The sequence below is a fragment of the Entomomonas sp. E2T0 genome, from assembly GCF_025985425.1.
Classification (GTDB): Bacteria; Pseudomonadota; Gammaproteobacteria; order Pseudomonadales; family Pseudomonadaceae; genus Entomomonas.
Window position 1 is genome coordinate 673663 of the sequence record NZ_CP094972.1, and the last position, 17507, is coordinate 691169.

At 35.6% G+C, this 17507-nt stretch carries 20 protein-coding genes; 6 read left to right on the forward strand and 14 right to left on the reverse strand.

Going from position 1 to position 17507, the window contains the following annotated elements; genetic code table 11:
• Positions 1–3: 3 nt before the first annotated feature.
• Positions 4–402, forward strand: coding sequence for a DUF2628 domain-containing protein (locus MTZ49_RS03230; RefSeq protein WP_264746960.1), 399 nt, complete (start codon positions 4–6; stop codon positions 400–402).
• 236 nt (positions 403–638) lie between these two features.
• On the forward strand, positions 639–1196 hold the full coding sequence (locus tag MTZ49_RS03235; protein ID WP_264746961.1) for an acyloxyacyl hydrolase: 558 nt from the start codon (positions 639–641) through the stop codon (positions 1194–1196).
• Positions 1197–1257: 61 nt separating this feature from the next.
• Here the strand turns inward: MTZ49_RS03235 and MTZ49_RS03240 are convergent, their stop codons facing one another.
• The 5 genes from MTZ49_RS03240 to fur form a co-directional block, all read right to left on the reverse strand.
• Positions 1258–1689: a protease inhibitor I42 family protein gene (locus tag MTZ49_RS03240; RefSeq protein ID WP_264746962.1), complete on the reverse strand. Its 432-nt coding sequence runs from the start codon at positions 1687–1689 to the stop codon at positions 1258–1260.
• A complete protein-coding gene (gene yjiA, locus MTZ49_RS03245; RefSeq protein WP_264746963.1) occupies positions 1670–2629 on the reverse strand; it encodes a GTPase in 960 nt (319 codons plus the stop codon). The genes MTZ49_RS03240 and yjiA overlap by 20 nt, the downstream gene beginning before the upstream one ends.
• Positions 2630–2655: 26 nt before the next feature.
• Positions 2656–2859, reverse strand: coding sequence for a YbdD/YjiX family protein (locus tag MTZ49_RS03250; RefSeq protein ID WP_201092899.1), 204 nt, complete (start codon positions 2857–2859; stop codon positions 2656–2658).
• A gap of 58 nt (positions 2860–2917) precedes the next feature.
• A complete protein-coding gene (locus tag MTZ49_RS03255) occupies positions 2918–5011 on the reverse strand; it encodes a carbon starvation CstA family protein (protein ID WP_264746964.1) in 2094 nt (697 codons plus the stop codon).
• 252 nt (positions 5012–5263) lie between these two features.
• Positions 5264–5668, reverse strand: coding sequence for a ferric iron uptake transcriptional regulator (gene fur / locus MTZ49_RS03260; RefSeq protein WP_264746965.1), 405 nt, complete (start codon positions 5666–5668; stop codon positions 5264–5266).
• A gap of 95 nt (positions 5669–5763) precedes the next feature.
• Here fur and MTZ49_RS03265 point away from each other — a divergent pair, with 95 nt between their 5' ends.
• Positions 5764–6243 (forward strand): outer membrane protein assembly factor BamE, encoded by a 480-nt coding sequence (locus MTZ49_RS03265; protein WP_264746966.1) that lies wholly within the window; start codon positions 5764–5766, stop codon positions 6241–6243.
• Positions 6244–6277: 34 nt separating this feature from the next.
• On the opposite strand, the gene MTZ49_RS03270 is transcribed toward MTZ49_RS03265, so the two are convergent.
• Genes MTZ49_RS03270 through MTZ49_RS03280 form a run of 3 tightly spaced genes read right to left on the reverse strand, consistent with a single transcriptional unit; the run spans position 6278 to position 8391 of the window.
• On the reverse strand, positions 6278–6580 hold the full coding sequence (locus MTZ49_RS03270; RefSeq protein ID WP_264746967.1) for an RnfH family protein: 303 nt from the start codon (positions 6578–6580) through the stop codon (positions 6278–6280).
• Positions 6573–7007 carry a type II toxin-antitoxin system RatA family toxin gene (locus tag MTZ49_RS03275; RefSeq protein ID WP_264746968.1) on the reverse strand — a complete coding sequence of 145 codons (435 nt, stop codon included), beginning with the start codon at positions 7005–7007 and terminating at the stop codon, positions 6573–6575. Before MTZ49_RS03275 ends, MTZ49_RS03270 begins: the two co-directional genes overlap by 8 nt.
• A gap of 19 nt (positions 7008–7026) precedes the next feature.
• Complete coding sequence (locus MTZ49_RS03280; protein ID WP_264746969.1) at positions 7027–8391, reverse strand: amino acid permease; 1365 nt, start codon at positions 8389–8391, stop codon at positions 7027–7029.
• A gap of 102 nt (positions 8392–8493) precedes the next feature.
• Between MTZ49_RS03280 and MTZ49_RS03285 the strand changes: the two genes are divergently transcribed.
• Entirely contained in the window at positions 8494–8691 is a 198-nt protein-coding gene (locus MTZ49_RS03285) for a hypothetical protein (protein WP_264746970.1), read from the forward strand.
• Positions 8692–8698: 7 nt separating this feature from the next.
• Here the strand turns inward: MTZ49_RS03285 and MTZ49_RS03290 are convergent, their stop codons facing one another.
• From MTZ49_RS03290 to purM, 3 genes are read right to left on the reverse strand one after another with little or no spacing between them, the layout of a single operon-like run.
• Complete coding sequence (locus MTZ49_RS03290; RefSeq protein ID WP_264746971.1) at positions 8699–9430, reverse strand: DUF3108 domain-containing protein; 732 nt, start codon at positions 9428–9430, stop codon at positions 8699–8701.
• The gene (gene purN, locus MTZ49_RS03295; RefSeq protein WP_264746972.1) at positions 9414–10070 is read right to left on the reverse strand and encodes a phosphoribosylglycinamide formyltransferase; all 657 of its coding nucleotides are present in this window, start codon (positions 10068–10070) and stop codon (positions 9414–9416) included. Before purN ends, MTZ49_RS03290 begins: the two co-directional genes overlap by 17 nt.
• Positions 10070–11131, reverse strand: coding sequence for a phosphoribosylformylglycinamidine cyclo-ligase (purM, locus tag MTZ49_RS03300; protein ID WP_264746973.1), 1062 nt, complete (start codon positions 11129–11131; stop codon positions 10070–10072). The genes purN and purM overlap by 1 nt, the downstream gene beginning before the upstream one ends.
• A gap of 427 nt (positions 11132–11558) precedes the next feature.
• On the opposite strand from purM, the gene gltS reads away from it, so the two are divergent.
• Positions 11559–12797, forward strand: a complete 1239-nt coding sequence (gltS, locus tag MTZ49_RS03305; protein WP_264746974.1) for a sodium/glutamate symporter — start codon at positions 11559–11561, stop codon at positions 12795–12797.
• A 184-nt stretch (positions 12798–12981) separates the two neighbouring features.
• On the forward strand, positions 12982–14004 hold the full coding sequence (locus tag MTZ49_RS03310; protein ID WP_264746975.1) for a DUF2066 domain-containing protein: 1023 nt from the start codon (positions 12982–12984) through the stop codon (positions 14002–14004).
• 32 nt (positions 14005–14036) lie between these two features.
• Here the strand turns inward: MTZ49_RS03310 and ppk2 are convergent, their stop codons facing one another.
• The 3 genes from ppk2 to MTZ49_RS03325 form a co-directional block, all read right to left on the reverse strand.
• On the reverse strand, positions 14037–14909 hold the full coding sequence (gene ppk2, locus MTZ49_RS03315) for a polyphosphate kinase 2 (RefSeq protein WP_264747823.1): 873 nt from the start codon (positions 14907–14909) through the stop codon (positions 14037–14039).
• Positions 14910–15113: 204 nt separating this feature from the next.
• Entirely contained in the window at positions 15114–16634 is a 1521-nt protein-coding gene (gene lnt, locus MTZ49_RS03320) for an apolipoprotein N-acyltransferase (protein WP_264746976.1), read from the reverse strand.
• A gap of 2 nt (positions 16635–16636) precedes the next feature.
• Entirely contained in the window at positions 16637–17491 is an 855-nt protein-coding gene (locus MTZ49_RS03325) for an HlyC/CorC family transporter (protein WP_264746977.1), read from the reverse strand.
• Between the last annotated feature and the right edge of the window lie 16 nt (positions 17492–17507).

Sequence of the window (17507 nt, forward strand, 5' to 3'; positions counted from 1 at the left end):
ACAATGAATAACTATAAGATTTTTAAAAACTCTTTAGGCATTTATGAAGCTGTTAAACAAGGTTGGTCTTGGCCTGCATTTTTCTTTGGCATTATCTGGACGTTTGTAAAAAGAATATGGTGGCTTGGTTTTGGTCTTTTTATTATTTCAATTCTCCTACAAACTATTGTAGGTGCTGCTGTAAAAGACATGCCTATGGAAGAAGCAGTGGCGATTATAAATGGTATCGGGTCAGTATTTGGTATAGTTGTATGCCTGCTATTAGGGATATATGGCAACAGCTTAAGAGAAAAAAACTTAATCAGTAGAGGCTACACACAAGTAGCAACTATTACAGCTGAAAGCCCACAGCGGGCTATTACCTTATTTCTTGAAGGTGAACATTCTCAACTAATAATGTAATACTTAACTTTCTTTAGAACCATCATTACAAATATTATTTATTTGCTATGTACCTACTCTTTCTAAAATATTTCTTTCCTTTATTAAACAATAACACTGTACTAAAATTAATTATTGTCAGTAATGTAATAATCACAGCAAAATTATAATAGTTCAATTGAACCAATCATAAGTTTGGATGCTAATAATTTAACTGTGGTTTGCTATTTTTATAGATAAGGTATAAGGATTATTTTATGAGAACAATGACTGCTATTGTTGTTGCAATATTATTGGCCATACCAACTATAACCCTTGCTCAAGAGCATTCAATATCTAACAGCAATACTAAATATCACTTTGATACTAGTATTGCAATTGGTACAACAGATGCTGGAGACATGACTTATCGTTTTTCGATCACATCTCCATGGAATGTAAATTGGCTTAATTCCTTTGCAGGTTATATATCAGGCTATTGGGATTTTGGCTATACCTACTGGCAAGGGGGTGATAAAGCAACTGGCAACCATTCACTTTCTTTTGCACCAGTATTTACTTATAACTTTAATACAAACAGTGAAATAAAACCCTATATTGAGGCTGGAATAGGTATTACTGGTTTCTCAAGAACACGCGTTTCTAATAAAAAACTTGGCTCAGCTTTTAATTTTGAAGACCGTTTAGGATTAGGCATTACATTCTTAGATAGACAAAAACTTGGTTTACGGGTTATACATTACTCCAATGCTGGCATTAAAAAACCCAACCAAGGTATAAATAATTACTCCTTATTTTACAGTTACGCTTTTTAATTATATTTATAGTTATTTAGGGTCAACATATCCTAATTAACTTATTAAAAACTTTTTCATGCTAATGAACAGTAATCTTACAACTTAACTGTTTGGCAGGCGCTTGTTCTTTTTCCCAAGGTCTATGATAAATTAAATCTAACTGATCACTACCTATTGCTTCTGCTCTAAAAATCCATAAAGACTGTCCACCCACACCTACTCGTGGTTCACCATCCGTTTTATCTTGCTGATAATTATCATCCTCAACCACTTTTAAGAAATGAGGCTGATTTACAAGTGACCAACGATACCCTGTAGTTGGATTACTTGGTAAATTAACCACTAACTCTTGGTTAACTGCTAATTTAATAGATTGACAAGCAAACTGATCCATTACAACTAAAGGGGCAATCGCTTTACTCGCACAACTAACTAATAAGATACTAGCAGCAATGAGAACAATAAGTCTCAGTAATATATCCCATCTCTTTTTATAAATTAGCAAATCCATCTCTAATCTCTTGTTCAGGTAAATTTAAACCAATAAAAACTAACACACTTTCACGTTTTTCATCTGCTTGCCAATCTCTATCCCAATCAGCACTATATAGCTTTTGCACACCTTGAAATAATAAACGACATGGCTCATTAGCAATGGATAATATACCTTTGTAACGTAAAATCTGATCACCATAAGTAGTTAGTAAATTATCCATAAAATCAGATACCCCACTTAATTCCAAAGGTTTATCCAGACGCACTACCATCGATTGAATACTATTAGTTTGCTGATTAGCCATAACTGGGCTAAATATAGGTGTAGCAATAGTTAACTGATCATTTAAAATAAAACCTTCAATATTAAATAATACAGTTAAGTCTATTTGTCCTTGGATAACTTTATAGATTGGTGCTCTTACATTAATTTTGCGTAATCTTTGCTCTAAAAGATCAGTATCAGGATTAATATCTGTTTTTGTAATTAAAATACGATCAGCATAACCTACTTGAGCTTGTGCTATAGCAAATTGATCTAACTGCTGCATAGCATGTACTGCATCAACTAAAGTAATAACACCATCTAATAAATAGCGTTCACCCAATACTTCCGAAGAGAAAAAAGTTTGAATAATTGGGCCAGGGTCAGCCATACCGGTACATTCAATAATAAGATGATCAAACTCTAATAACCCATCATCCACTGCATCTAGTAAATCATATAAAGCATCAGATAATTCATTCTGACTGCTACAACAAATACAACCATTACTTAGTGTGGTAATTTGGGTAGCCCTATCACCTAATAAAGTATTATCAATGGCTACTTCACCAAATTCATTTTCAATAACCGCTATTTTATAGCCATGCTGTTCTTTTAGAATATGCTGTAATAATGTAGTTTTTCCAGCACCTAGAAAGCCTGTCAAAATTGTAGCTGGAATAGCTGACATAAAAATTCCTTAATCGCTAGATTTACTCAACAACAACGAAAACCACCCTTACCCCTACCACCATAACGCGCTTCTTGACGCTCACGGAAGAACTCTTCATAAGTCATCACTGGCTTATCTGGATGGTTATTTTTCATATGAGCAACATAATTATCATAATCAGGCATACCTACTAGCATTTTTGCTGCCTGACCTAAATACTTACCCGCTTTACCTAAATTACCAAACATTACACGTTATCTCCAGAAAATCCAGCACTATAAAAATAATGCTGGATTTCTTTATTACTTAGTGAGTAAGCGATGTTTTAACACCACCCTCTGGTAAAGGTTGATAAGGGGTTTCCTTATCTGTTCGTTGTGGATTTTTAGACGCTTTAAGTGCTGTCTTAAATCCAAAGAACAAAATACTAGCAACCACTAATAAGAATAAGATACTTAAGCCTGTATTAGTGTAGTTATTAATTACCACATTCTGCATATCATGTAATGATTTTGCTGGAGCTAAAACTTCACCTGCACGCAACGCGTCTTGATATTTTACCGCTTGAGCATAAAAGCCCATAGGTGCATCAGCAAATATTTTAATAAAGCTAGCATAAGTAGTACAAATCAATAACCAAACTGCGGGTAATGCCGTTACCCAAATATATTTGGTTTGTTTCTTCTTCACTAAAATGGTAGTAGCAAGAATTAACGCAACTGCTGCTAACATTTGGTTGGAAGTACCAAATAATGGCCATAAAGTATTTACGCCACCTAGTGGATCTACCACACCTTGATAGAGTAAATAGCCCCATAAGGCCACACAACCACCTGTACCAACGATATTAGCACCCCAAGATTCGGTTTTCTTAAGTACAGGAATAAAGTTACCTAACAAATCCTGTAACATAAAGCGACCAGCACGAGTACCTGCATCCACAGCGGTTAAAATAAATAACGCTTCAAATAAAATAGCAAAGTGGTACCAGAAAGCCATCATATTCTCACCTGGCAATGCCTGATGAAGAATTTGTGCAATCCCCACAGCTAACGTAGGAGCACCACCAGCACGATGTAAAATAGTATTTTCGCCAATATCTTTTGCTGTTTGAACTAAGACTGATGGTTCAATTGTAAAACCTAACTGCCAACTATTAATGGCTGCAGCCACAGCTTCTGGCGTATTACCTACAAGAGCTGGTGCACTATTCATTGCAAAATAAACACCTGGATCGATAATGGACGCAGCTACTAACGCCATAATAGCTACAAAAGACTCCATTAACATACCACCATAACCAATATAACGAGCATCTTTTTCATTGGCTAAAAGTTTTGGTGTAGTACCTGAAGAGATAAGTGCATGGAAACCTGATACAGCACCACAAGCAATAGTAATAAATAAGAATGGGAATAAATGACCTGACCACACAGGACCTTTACCAGTAGAGGCAAATTCTGTTAAAGCTGGCATTTTTAACGCTGGATTAAGATAAAAAATACCTATTGCTAATGCAACAATAGTACCGATCTTTAAGAAAGTAGATAAATAGTCACGAGGTGCTAACAACAACCATACTGGTAACATAGCAGCTACAAAACCATAGCCAATTAACATAAAGGTAACTGTTTTATGGTCAAAGTCAAATACTTTACTCCAGTAGGGATCAGCTGCAATAACGCCACCATACCAGATAGAAAGCAATAACAATACTAAGCCGACAATCGAAATCTCACCAATACGTCCAGGGCGAATATAGCGCATATACACGCCCATAAAAATGGCCGTTGGTATTGTTGCCATAACAGTAAATACACCCCATGGACTATGGGCTAAAGCATTTACCACAATCAAAGATAATACTGCCAAAATAATGATCATAATTAGGAAACAACCAAACAAGGCAATTGTACCTGCTATGGGGCCCATCTCTTCCTTAACCATTTCCCCTAATGAACTACCATTACGGCGAGTCGACAAGAATAAAACCATAAAATCTTGTACAGCGCCTGCTAGAACCACACCAGCAATTAACCATAAAGTTCCCGGCAAATAACCCATTTGCGCAGCTAGTACAGGTCCAACTAGTGGGCCTGCCCCTGCAATTGCAGCAAAATGGTGACCAAATAATACATGTTTATTGGTAGGAACATAATCTAACCCATCATTACGAATCACCGCTGGTGTAGCACGAGTTGGGTCTAATTGCATAACCCGTGTAGCAATAAAAAGACTGTAATAACGATAAGCCACTAAATAAATAGATATTGCGGCCACTACAATCCACAATGCACTAATAGGCTCCCCTCGCCTTAATGCAACAACCCCTAAACAACAAGCGCCCACTACCGCTAATATTAGCCATGGGACTTGACAAAGCACTTTATTAGTTTTCATATAAAACCCTTATCATGATTATAAGAAGCAATAATAATATACCGGATATAACATACTGTTACAAAGATGAAGTGTCATTATCTAAACATGATTAAGACTGTATTGAGAATTAGCCACAAGTAGTAGTTTTTATAATTTTATCAATAAATTCTCTACATCATCTACACCTCTTAACGTGTAAATGATGTAAAACGACTAATCAATCAACAAAAAATATCATAACAACAAATAGCGAAGCTTTAATATTAATCGCTATTTTTTCTTTTTAACGTATAGCACAAGATTATGATCTACCAGATCAAAACCATGACGTTCAGCAATTTTATGCTGTAACTCCTCAATTTCTCTGTCTATAAACTCTATTACTTCACCAGAGTCTACACACACCATATGATCATGATGATCACCATCAGCTAGTTCAAATACCGCATGACCACCATCAAAGTTATGACGAACCACAAGACCAGCTGATTCAAACTGCGTTAATACCCGATAGACTGTAGCTAAACCAACATCTTCCCCTGAGTCCATTAAAGATTTATACACATCTTCTGCACTCATATGACGATTTTCTGCAGCATCTAAAAGCTGTAGAATCTTTACCCTTGGCAAGGTTACTTTCAAGCCAGCTTTTCTTAATTCATTATTTTCTACCATATGTTTTCTCACTTTAAGCTTCGCAATGGGGCATAATAAAGGTATGATATTACAATTTAACTAGACAGTATAATATTAGTGGAAGTCTGTTTCTAATGCAAAAGCCAAAATTTACCTTATTTAGCGGCATAATAATAGGCCTTTTAACACTTTCAGGATGTTTTCCTAGTGTTTATAAAATTGATATCCAGCAAGGTAATATCATTACTCAAGATATGATTAACCAATTAAGGCCTGGAATGACACGTGCTCAAGTTAGGTATTTAATGGGTAGCCCACTGATTACCGATCCATTTCATGCTAATCGTTGGGACTATATATATAGTATCCAACCTGGTGGTGGCGCTATGCAACAAGAAAATGTGAGCCTAACTTTTAATACAGATAATCAATTAATTGGGCTTGCTGGTGATTTTCTACCTGGTATGACACGTGATGAAGAGATTTTAGGTGGTAAACCTACAGGAACAACAAGTAGCACCCCTACAGATGGTTCTGGCTCATTAGAGGAGCAGATTCAACGAGAAGTAGATAGCACAGAGATAATGGATATACCTATCCCTGATGCTCTATAGAATTCATGCATTAATAAAAAAGCCTGATTTTAGATCAGGCTTTTTTATTAGCAGCTTTTTCTGCTCTTCTTCTACGTACTTCTTTAGGATCTGCCTGCAAAGGACGATAAATTTCTATACGATCACCTTCCTGCAGCTCTTGTTGATCGATTCGTAATACTCGTTTACCAAAAATACCTACTGCATTATTTTGTAAATCAAGTTCAGCATATTGTTGTAATATACCGCTTAATTCAACTCCTTGTTTGACGGTGGTTCCTTCAGCTACAGATATAGCTAAAAGTGTTTGCTGATCAGGTAAGGCATAAGCTATTTCTACTTTTATCAACTTAGCCATACAATTCCTTTGCGCGTTGGCAGAACACATCTACCATAGTACCAGCAGCCTTATTAAATAAAGGCCCTAAAGTAGCTTTTATAATAACGTTACTGTAATCAAAATCCATTGCTAAATGAATTTTACAAGCATCATCACTTAACTGATTGAATGTCCACAACCCATGTAACTGCTTAAATGGCCCTTCTTGTAAATTCATTTCAATAGAAGTATCAGCAACAAGGGTATTCTTGGTAATAAAATATTGTTTAATCGGTCCCTTAGCTATTAATACCTTGGCCACCATTTCAGTATCAAAACTAGCAAGTATTTCAGTTCCTGTACACCAAGGTAAAAACTCAGGGTATTTTGCAACATCATTTACTAATACAAACATCTTGTGTGCCGAATAAGACAATAAGGCAGAGCGCTCAACATGTATTGTCATAACAACCTTAATTTAAGAGTTAATTCTTGTTACCTTTCAAGTAAAGTTTTATTCCATACCCCATTGCTAGCACAATAATCCATACTGGTATCAATTCCACAGAAAGCCTCATTCCCTCATCCATAGCTAAAATCACTAGCATTCCGGTTAAAAATATAAGGCAGAAAATATTACCTAGCGGATAAAATAGCGCCTTAAACTTAGGCGTAACACCCTCTTTATCCTTATGTCGTCTAAACATGATATGGGTAAAACTAATCATTGCCCAGTTAATGACAAGAGCAGAAACCACTAATGCTAATAATATAGAAAAAGCTTCTTTTGGCACATAATAATTTAGTATCACTGCAGTTAATGTTGCTAACCCTGATAATATCACCGCAAATATTGGTGTACCACGATGATTAGTATACATCAACTGTTTAGGCGCATTACCTTGTTCAGCCAAACCATAAAGCATTCTACTATTACAATATAAACCGCTGTTATACACAGACAGTGCAGCTGTTAACACCACAAAATTAAGCACATTAGAAACAATAGATTGATCTAAATCGTGGAATACTGTTACAAAAGCACTCTCATTAGGATTAATTTGATTCCAAGGGTGTAAACAAAGCAATATTGTTAAAGCACCAATATAAAAAATTAGAATTCGATAAATGACTTGATTAGTAGCCTTTGGAATAGTTTTTTCAGGCTGTTCAGCTTCTGCTGCGGTGATACCTATTAGCTCCAAACCACCAAATGAAAACATAATAATGGCTAAAGCAATAATGAGCCCTTCTATACCATTAGGCATAAAACCACCATGAGCCCATAAGTTTGTAACTGATGCTTCTGGCCCAGCACCACCAGAAAATAACAGATAGCCACCAAACAGAATCATGGCAATAACGGCAATCACTTTAATAATGGCAAACCAAAATTCTACTTCACCATAAATCTTAACAGCTGTTAAATTAATGGCATTAATTAGTATAAAGCAGCTTAATACAGAGATCCAAGTGGGCACTTCTGGTAACCAATAATGAATATATTGAGCCGCTGCGGTTAACTCCGACATACTCACCAAAACATAGAGCAACCAATAGTTCCAACCAGAAGCAAAGCCTGCAAAAGGGCTCCAATAACGATAGGCAAAATGGCTAAAAGAACCAGCCACCGGCTCCTCTACAGTCATCTCTGCTAATTGGCGCATAATCATAAAAGCGACAAAGCCGCCAATCGCATACCCTAATAAAATAGCAGGACCTGCAATTGTAATTGCTTTAGATGAACCTAAAAATAGCCCTGTACCAATAGCGCCACCTAAGGCAATTAACTGAATATGCCTATTGGTGAGACCTCTTGATAGCTGCCCAGAAGAGTCAATTCGGCTCACTAAGAACTCCTTGAATATAAATGTAACTAATTATTATAACTGCTACTAATATAAATAGATTAAAATAAATAGTATAGATTTTATTTACTAAAAACATCGACAATGAATACTTATATAAAATTACTCATTATACCTGTTCTATTATGCATCTTAACTGCTTGTTCGCCTGCTGAACCACCCTCTGAAACTTTTTTGGATAGTCAAAAACAGGCATTAGATAAAGCAAAAACGGTTGAACAAATTGGTTTTGATCATAAACAAAATATTGATGACATCTTAGAAAAAGCGGATCAAAACTAACTTTTCACTACTTACCTTTAATTTCCTTACCATCTACATTACCATGGGCTAAGGAAATAACATACTCTTGCCCATTCTTCTCTAAATGATAAAGACGCACTACTGTATAATTCCAATCTTTAGCAAACCAAATATAACTTTGTCGTTTGCTATTAGCATCTCTTACTCGTTGCACTTTTACTGCTACTAAATTGCCAACAGGTGTTTCTATAGTTTCTTCACCTAATACTTTAAATTTATAGGTATCAAGCTCATCATCTTCTATCACTTGATAAGTCATCTGCTTCTTACCATTAGCAATATCGATCTGTAAGGCTAATTGTGTAGATAGCTGATCTAACATATGGTGTTTAAGGTCAAAAAACATATCATCATCATGCTTTCTATCCTTAAAGTGACCTTTAGCAAACATTTTTTTCCAATCAAAAGTTAAAGAAACTTCTTTAGACCTAATACCTGATTGTTCAAATTTATAAAAGGAAGGTTGAATGGCACCATTTTTCAATACAAAGCTACTATTTTCAACACGTTGTGCAATAGCCATAGAAGCGAGTGTCTGAAAATGCCATTCATTGGCCTTTTTTGTTAAGCTGTAAGTAGCTTGACCGTCAAAAGGTATATTAGAGATTGTTGCTGTATAAGTAGTTTCAAAAGGTTTTAATTGCCATGCTTGGGCAGGAAATATAAAAATAATAGAAAGAAATAAGCTAACTATAAATGTTTTAGTCATTTGATTCATAACAATACCCAGTCAAAGGCAAGGGTTGTGCATCCAACATAGCTGCATTATTAACTAATGCTAAACGTTGTTCAGCAAACCATGTTATAGCAATGGGATAAATTTTATGTTCTAACTGATGAACACGATCTTTTAATATGTCTAAATCTATGTTTTCAGTAATAGCTGTTACACCTTGAATAATTACAGGGCCACCATCCAGTACAGGTGTTACAAAATGTACACTACAGCCATGTTGTTTATCACCAGCTTCTAATGCTCGTTGGTGAGTATTGAGTCCAGGATATTTAGGCAGTAATGATGGATGAATATTAATAAGATGTCCTAAATAATGATTCACAAAATCATCTGTTAATATCCGCATAAATCCAGCCAGCACAACTAAATCTGGCTGATATTGATCTATCAATTGCATCAATGCCTTATCAAAAAACTGACGATCTTGATATTGGTGGTGAGCAATACAGTGTGCAGCAATACCTGCTTGCTCTGCTCTCACTAAACCATAAGCCTCTGCTTTATTACTAATAACTGCCGCAATTTCAGCAGGACATTGCTGTGAGTTAATACTATCAATAATAGCCTGTAAATTAGAACCATTACCTGATATAAGAACAACTATCTTACAAGGCTTATTCATTAGTGCTGCTTTAAATTATTTAGAATAACACATGGTTGTTCAATATCACTTTGCTCTATACGACCAACAACCCAAGGCTTTTCACCTGACTCATGCAAATTATCAATTACCAACTCAAGGTCTTTCTCTGCTACACAGATAACAATACCAACACCACAGTTAAGCACACGATGCATTTCTGTTTCATCAACATTACCTTGCTGTTGTAGCCAGTCAAAAACAGCTGGACGCTGCCAACTTGCCACATCTATTTGAGCTACTGTATTTTCAGGTAAAACTCGTGGGATATTTTCCAATAACCCCCCACCTGTAATATGGGCAATGGCTTTTACTACAGGGGCATGACGAATCAGCTCAAGTAATGCTTTAACGTAAATACGAGTAGGTGCCATTAACAAGCTAGCTAAAGATTTACCTGCCAACTCTGTATTTTGAATATCAACACCACTTACCTCAATAATTTTACGAATTAATGAGTATCCATTAGAATGTGGTCCTGATGAAGGTAGAGCCACTAATACATCACCAGCAGCTACTGTAGAGCCATCTATAATTTTTGATTTTTCCACTACACCTACACAAAAACCTGCTAAATCGTAATCATCTCCCTCATACATGCCTGGCATTTCTGCTGTTTCACCACCCACTAATGCACAGCCAGCCATTTCACAACCTTTGCCAATCCCTGTTACTACATCAGCGGCTGTATCAACATTTAATTTACCTGTGGCATAGTAATCTAAGAAAAATAATGGTTCTGCACCACATACCACAAGATCATTAACACACATCGCTACTAAATCAATACCTATTGTATCGTGTAGCCCTAACTGCATAGCCAATCGTAATTTAGTTCCCACACCATCAGTACCAGATACTAAGACTGGCTGCTCATATCCCTTCGGTATTTCACACAACGCACCAAAGCCACCTAAACCACCTAATACCTCTGGCCTTGCAGTACGTCTAGCTACTCCCTTAATACGCTCAACAAGGGCTTCACCTGCATTGATGTCTACGCCAGCATCTTTATAACTGAGGGAGGGTTGCTTATTACTCATATTTGTTAACCTATCGATAACAGGGCTGCTTTAAAAGAGCCTATTGTACGTGAATTTTGTAACAATCAAAAAAATTATTTAATGAAATTTTATATTAAAAATCTTCTTTTGGTTCTATCTGAAAATATCTTAAAAACAATTTTATCAAACCTACCAAAAATAAACTAATTTATTAAATATATGATATAAGAAAAGCCTTGCAAATAAAAGCATACAGCCTATCAACAAGCCTCTAATCATAATGACTACTTTCTTAATACAATATAGTTAGGTTATTATGCATAGCGAAATTTTATAATTATCTTGTATACAAACTTAACACAACTTTATCGTTTATATTTTGTTGTTAAACATAAAACTACTCCTATAAATTTCTTGTATACCTTCTTAATAAAGTAAAAATTGACTACAAAGGGGACTCTTTTTAATGTTACAAATAGATGTTTATAACACACTAGTCATTGCTAGCCTTGTTTTATTACTTGGGCAATTCCTTGTTACTAAAGTTAATATTCTAAATCGCTATACTATTCCTGGCCCTGTGGCAGGAGGATTATTTGCTGCAATAATGTTACTGTTGGCGAAAATAATATTTGATTGGCAAGTAACTTTTGATATGTCATTAAGAGACCCATTAATGCTTATGTTTTTTGCCAGTGTTGGTTTAAATGCCAATATTGAACAACTACGTTCTGGTGGCAAAATGATCCTTATATTCTTAATTGGGGTAGTTGGTCTCTTATTTATACAAAATATTGTTGGTATTAGCTTAGCAACTGCTTTAGGCATGGATCCTTTAATGGGATTATTAGCTGGTTCTATTACTCTTTCTGGTGGACACGGAACAGGTGGGGCTTGGGGTGATATTTTTGTAAACCAATATGGCTTTGCAGGTGGTATTGAAGTCGCTATGGCTTGTGCTACATTTGGTTTAGTTTTTGGTGGAATAATTGGGGGTCCAGTTGCACGTTATCTTATTAAGAAAAATAAAATAGAAGAACATCCAGAACATCCAGAAACTGAAAAAGATAATCCCATTGACTCCACTGTTTTTGAAAAACCTCAAGTTAAACGCTCTATTAACTCCACAGCAATGATTGAAACTATTGCTATGCTAGCTATTTGTCTTAGCTTAGGTAGATATTTGCAACAACTATTACAAGGAACTATCTTTGAGTTACCAACCTTCGTATGTGTGCTTTTTATTGGCGTTATCTTAAGCAATACTATCCCCCGTATTAGTAATTTTCAAATTGTTGAACGCTCTGTATCCATCCTAGGTAATGTTTGTCTATCTCTATTTTTAGCGATGGCATTGATGAGTTTAAAATTATGGGAACTCGCATCATTAGCTATCCCTATGCTTATTATTCTGGTTATTCAAACTATTATTATGGCATTATACGCGGTGTTTGTTACTTTCCGTCTTATGGGGAAAAATTATGATGCTGCTGTATTAGCAGCAGGTCATTGTGGTTTTGGTTTAGGGGCAACACCCACAGCCATTGCTAATATGCAAATTGTTACTGAACGATTTGGACCTTCACATATTGCATTTATTGTAGTACCGATGGTTGGTGCATTTTTTATTGATATTGTAAATGCTATTATTATTAAACTATTCTTATTACTACCATTCTTTACAATAGTGACTCCAGCCGTATAAGCTTCGTCTACTTCAAATACATATTCAAACGTAATTATCCTTGAATATGTATTTGAAAATAGCGGCTTCTATATGGAACAAAAAAATACAATTTACTTTTTATATACACCTAAAAAACAAGTACTATCTCTCTTTATATAAAATTTAAACTTTCAAATAAATTGCTCCTTTAGGAAACCATCGAATGTTTACTCTATTTCGCAATTTTTCTATCGCTTTATTTTGTACCTGTAGTCTAGTAATACCAATGACCTTAGCAAATACTATAACAAAGGTTGAGGTAGCTATTGATAATAATGAACAACAAATAGATCCTTTATTAAGTAAAGGATTAACAACTGTATTAACTCGATTAACAGGAAATCTCAAAATTACAGAGCAAACAGCAATAACAGAGATTCTAAAAAGACCTAACGACTTCTTAGAGAACTATACACAACAAGCTAATCCTAGCCGTTTGGTTATATCATTTGATCAAACAGCTATTGAACAAGCACTTAATAAAGCAGGTATTAGTTATTGGCAAAATCGTCGCCCGATTATCATGACATGGTGGCTTAACGAAAATAACACAGATAGTAGTTTAGTAGGTGACGCCCAACCATCTGCTAAGACCATCACAGCCGCTGCTAATACACAAGGTTTCCCCTTACGTTTCCCATTAGCCGATTTAAGCGAACAAGCCTTTGCTAATAAAACCAATTTTAATGCAGATAATCCTAAAGAAGTTTTACAAGGATCAGAGCAGTATGCAGCAAATGCTATATTAATTGTTTATATGCAACAAACTGATAATAATTATCGAGCCACATGGCGTTTATGGTTATCTGCTAATGAGGCGAAACCTTTAGCGAAAGGTGATGCCACAGCATCTACTGAAGCACAAATAGCGGAACAAATTTTTACCGCTATTAATCCTGCGTTAGCCAATGTTTTTATTATCAAAACGACCTCAACAGAAACATTAGAAATCGTGATAAAAAATGTAGACTTTAGCCGTTATGTACAAGTAAATAATTTAATGGCAAGTTTTGATGGCAAAGTAATAGAAACTTCAGGCTCTACGGTACGCTATCAAGTAAAAGCTGATCCTGCGCAAATCAAAGCACAGCTTGGACTACTACATTTTGTAGAAGAAAAAGTAGACTCTCCAACACCAACTACAAATCAACCATCTACTCTAACTTTTAAAGCGAGTAATAACTAACAAAAAGGCTTGCAAATGCAAGCCTTTTTTAATTACTGTCCCTGCAATAAAATGGGATCACCCACTAATAAACTATCAGCTTCATAGACTATATTTAGATCTTTTTCTGGGTAATCTAAATTATATAAGAAATGACGCAGGCAGTTTAAACGGGCACGTTTTTTATCATCTGACTTTACAATAGTCCAAGGAGCGTCACCTGTATGAGTATGGAAAAACATGGCTTCCTTAGCTTTTGTATAATCATCCCATTTATCCAATGATTGAATATCCACAGGAGATAATTTCCATTGTTTTAATGGGTCATCTCGACGTGCAATAAAACGACGTAATTGCTCTTCACGACTCACTGAAAACCAATATTTAAATAAGATAATACCACTATTTACCAACATTCTCTCAAAGTTTGGTGTTTCTCGCAAAAACTCTAAATACTCACGTTGAGTACAAAAGCCCATAACCTTTTCAACACCTGCACGGTTATACCAAGAACGGTCAAAGAATACGATTTCACCTTTAGTTGGTAAATGTTGAATATAACGTTGAAAATACCATTGGCCTCTTTCTGCATCAGTAGGTTTTTCTAAAGCTACAACACGTGCACCACGAGGGTTTAAGTGTTCGTTAAAACGCTTAATAGTTCCCCCTTTACCTGCAGCATCACGTCCTTCAAATAGAAGAACTATGTGTTGTCCAGTTTCTTTAACCCAACGCTGTACTTTTAATAACTCTATTTGTAATTGCTTTTTGGTTTTTTCATACTCATTACGTTTAATACGTGTACGGTAAGGATAACTATCAGGAAGAGCGGCTGAACTACTATCTTCTACAGTACCATGAGGAGCTAAGGCTACTTTTGTTGCTACAGGGTCTTTACTAACTTCTTGAATGGTTTTAACTGACATATCGCGTGCAGCTTTAGTTGCAGAAGTTTTAGAAGCCACTTTACGAGCACGAGGAGTGGTTGTAGATTTAACAGCACTTTTTCTCACAGGCGTTTTTTTAGTAGTTGGTTTAGTCGTCTTACCCTGTTCCATAGATATCACCTTCACATAAAGCCAAAGTAATTATTATATCAGTAAACGGCAAAACTCCTTAAAATATTGAGGTTATTTTTTGAATTTGTTCATAAAAAACGCAACTAATAAGCCTAAAATACTAATACTTAATATAAAATAACTATACCACACCTGATAAGGTGTTTTGCCCGTTACTAAGGTTACTTCTCCCTGTAATACACCTACCTCAAAACTTGGAATTTCTTTAATAATTTGACCTTTATTATCAATAATCGCTGTAATACCATTATTGGTTGCCCTAGCCATCCAACGATCAGCTTCTAAGGCGCGCATTTGTGCCATCTGGAGGTGTTGTTTAGGACCAATTGAATGACCGAACCATGTATCATTACTAATCGTTATCAACAAATTGCTCTCTGCCCCAAAAGAAGCCACAAAGTCTGGATAAACTACTTCATAACAAATAAACGGTGCTACTTGATAATCTTTAACTTTCAACAGTGGTTGATCTGAAGTACCACGCCTAAAGTCTGACATTGGTAAATTAAAAAATTCAATCATACCACGTAGCATATCCTGCAAAGGGACATACTCACCAAAAGGAACCAATTTTTGTTTTAAATAGGTACCTTCACCCTCACCCACTACAGTAATGCCATTATAATAACGCTCACCCTTATTATCCTGCTGCCTAATTGGCAGGCCAGTAATTAATGTAGCTTTATTATTTTTTTCATAAACACCAATAGTGGTATCCAATAACTCTTGCACAGACTCTTTTAGATAAGGAATCGCATTTTCAGGCCAAATTACTAAGCTATTTACTCTTTGATGTTGTTGCGTTAAATGCCAATACAAATTCAACTGGTCTCTATAAAATGAGGGTTCCCACTTTTGGCCCTGAGCAATATTACCCTGAATTAAGGTAACGGGTAATTTATCATCAATAGAGGTTGTCCAATGGATTTTATTAAGTAATACACCCATGAGAGGCAAAGCAATAACAACAACAATGCTTATAATTACTTTAATTTTTTGTTGCCTAAAATAATAAACTTTGATTAATAAAACAGTTATTAATGTTATTAAAAAGGAAATTAACCACACACCACCTATAGGTGCAAAACCTGCTAATGGTGCATCAAGTTGGCTATAGCCTGTATAAAGCCAAGGAAAGCCTGTTAAAAACCAGCCTCTAAACCATTCTTGTATAGCCCACAATCCTGCAAATGCAAAAGCATCTACAAAATAGGTGTGATCGGCACGAAACCACTTAACCCAAATAACAGCAGGAATAACAAAAAAGAAGGCAACTGACATACAAAAAGCTATAGTTAAAGCAGCTGCTAACCAAACAGGGGCATTACCAAAGGTATTTATACTGACATAAATCCAACTAACACCCGCTATATAGGCTCCAAAACCATAACACCAACCACGAATAATCGCTTGCTTAACGGAAAGTTCTTTTAAACCAAGATAAAAACAACCAACAGAAATAAAGGCTATTGGCCAAATATTAAAGGGAGCTAAAAAAAGTGGTGTTAAAACACCTGCTACAAAAGCTATTAAATGGCCTAACCAACCCTTCTTAGTAATGATTGATAGCATCGTTAATCCACAATTTTACAAGGTGTTAAGCGTAGTAAGTGGAGTTTACGGCTATCCGCTGTTAACACACGGTAACGGAATGAACCAATCACCATCGTTTCATTACGTTTAGGTAAGTGGCCAAAATGGTGTTCAACTAATTCACTAATAGTTCTACCAAATTCTTCAGAGTAACGATTTTCAGGAAAATATTGATTAAACACATGAATAGGTGTTTGTGCTTTTACTACGAAATCACCATTAGGTTGAGGACGAATATAGCTTGCCTCCTCAATATCATGTTCATCTTCAATATCACCAACAATTTGTTCTAAAACGTCTTCGATGGTAACTAGCCCTGCAACACCACCATATTCATCTACCACAATGGCCATATGATTATGCGTAGCACGAAACTCTCTTAACAGTACATTCACTCTTTTTGATTCAGGTACATAAGTTGCTGGCCTTAATATTTTTTTAATATCAAACTCAGTCTCTTGTCCTGTTGCTAACTGCAATAGGTAAGGCAACAAATCTTTTGCTAATAAAATACCACCTACTGTCTCCATATCCTCTTCTAATACAGGATAACGAGAATGTGCTGTTTTTATAATAGTAGGTAAAAGCTCTTCAATAGATTGAGTAATTTTAATAAATACCATTTGTGAGCGTGACAACATGATATCACGTACTTGTAAGTCTGCTATTTGAATAGCACTCTCTACAATGGTTAACGCATCAGCATCTAGCAGCTTATTAATGTGTGCCTCATGGAGAAGCTCTAACAAATCTTGACGATTCTTTGGCTCATGGGCAAATGCTTGGGTTAGTTTCTCAAACCAAGATTTATGCTGACTCGATTGATCTTCGCTCATTTTCTTTTGTAATACC

Coding starts and splice junctions, on each gene's coding strand:
- MTZ49_RS03270 (WP_264746967.1), bottom strand. CDS start 6,580: ATGGCTAAGTTGATAAAAGTAGAAATAGCTTATGCCTTACCTGATCAG.
- MTZ49_RS03265 (WP_264746966.1), top strand. CDS start 5,764: ATGCAAAAGCCAAAATTTACCTTATTTAGCGGCATAATAATAGGCCTT.
- gltS (WP_264746974.1), top strand. CDS start 11,559: ATGTTACAAATAGATGTTTATAACACACTAGTCATTGCTAGCCTTGTT.
- MTZ49_RS03290 (WP_264746971.1), bottom strand. CDS start 9,430: ATGAATCAAATGACTAAAACATTTATAGTTAGCTTATTTCTTTCTATT.
- MTZ49_RS03310 (WP_264746975.1), top strand. CDS start 12,982: ATGTTTACTCTATTTCGCAATTTTTCTATCGCTTTATTTTGTACCTGT.
- lnt (WP_264746976.1), bottom strand. CDS start 16,634: ATGCTATCAATCATTACTAAGAAGGGTTGGTTAGGCCATTTAATAGCT.
- fur (WP_264746965.1), bottom strand. CDS start 5,668: ATGGTAGAAAATAATGAATTAAGAAAAGCTGGCTTGAAAGTAACCTTG.
- MTZ49_RS03325 (WP_264746977.1), bottom strand. CDS start 17,491: ATGAGCGAAGATCAATCGAGTCAGCATAAATCTTGGTTTGAGAAACTA.
- MTZ49_RS03255 (WP_264746964.1), bottom strand. CDS start 5,011: ATGAAAACTAATAAAGTGCTTTGTCAAGTCCCATGGCTAATATTAGCG.
- MTZ49_RS03275 (WP_264746968.1), bottom strand. CDS start 7,007: ATGACAATACATGTTGAGCGCTCTGCCTTATTGTCTTATTCGGCACAC.
- ppk2 (WP_264747823.1), bottom strand. CDS start 14,909: ATGTCAGTTAAAACCATTCAAGAAGTTAGTAAAGACCCTGTAGCAACA.
- MTZ49_RS03230 (WP_264746960.1), top strand. CDS start 4: ATGAATAACTATAAGATTTTTAAAAACTCTTTAGGCATTTATGAAGCT.
- purN (WP_264746972.1), bottom strand. CDS start 10,070: ATGAATAAGCCTTGTAAGATAGTTGTTCTTATATCAGGTAATGGTTCT.
- yjiA (WP_264746963.1), bottom strand. CDS start 2,629: ATGTCAGCTATTCCAGCTACAATTTTGACAGGCTTTCTAGGTGCTGGA.
- purM (WP_264746973.1), bottom strand. CDS start 11,131: ATGAGTAATAAGCAACCCTCCCTCAGTTATAAAGATGCTGGCGTAGAC.
- MTZ49_RS03235 (WP_264746961.1), top strand. CDS start 639: ATGAGAACAATGACTGCTATTGTTGTTGCAATATTATTGGCCATACCA.
- MTZ49_RS03250 (WP_201092899.1), bottom strand. CDS start 2,859: ATGTTTGGTAATTTAGGTAAAGCGGGTAAGTATTTAGGTCAGGCAGCA.
- MTZ49_RS03285 (WP_264746970.1), top strand. CDS start 8,494: ATGAATACTTATATAAAATTACTCATTATACCTGTTCTATTATGCATC.
- MTZ49_RS03240 (WP_264746962.1), bottom strand. CDS start 1,689: ATGGATTTGCTAATTTATAAAAAGAGATGGGATATATTACTGAGACTT.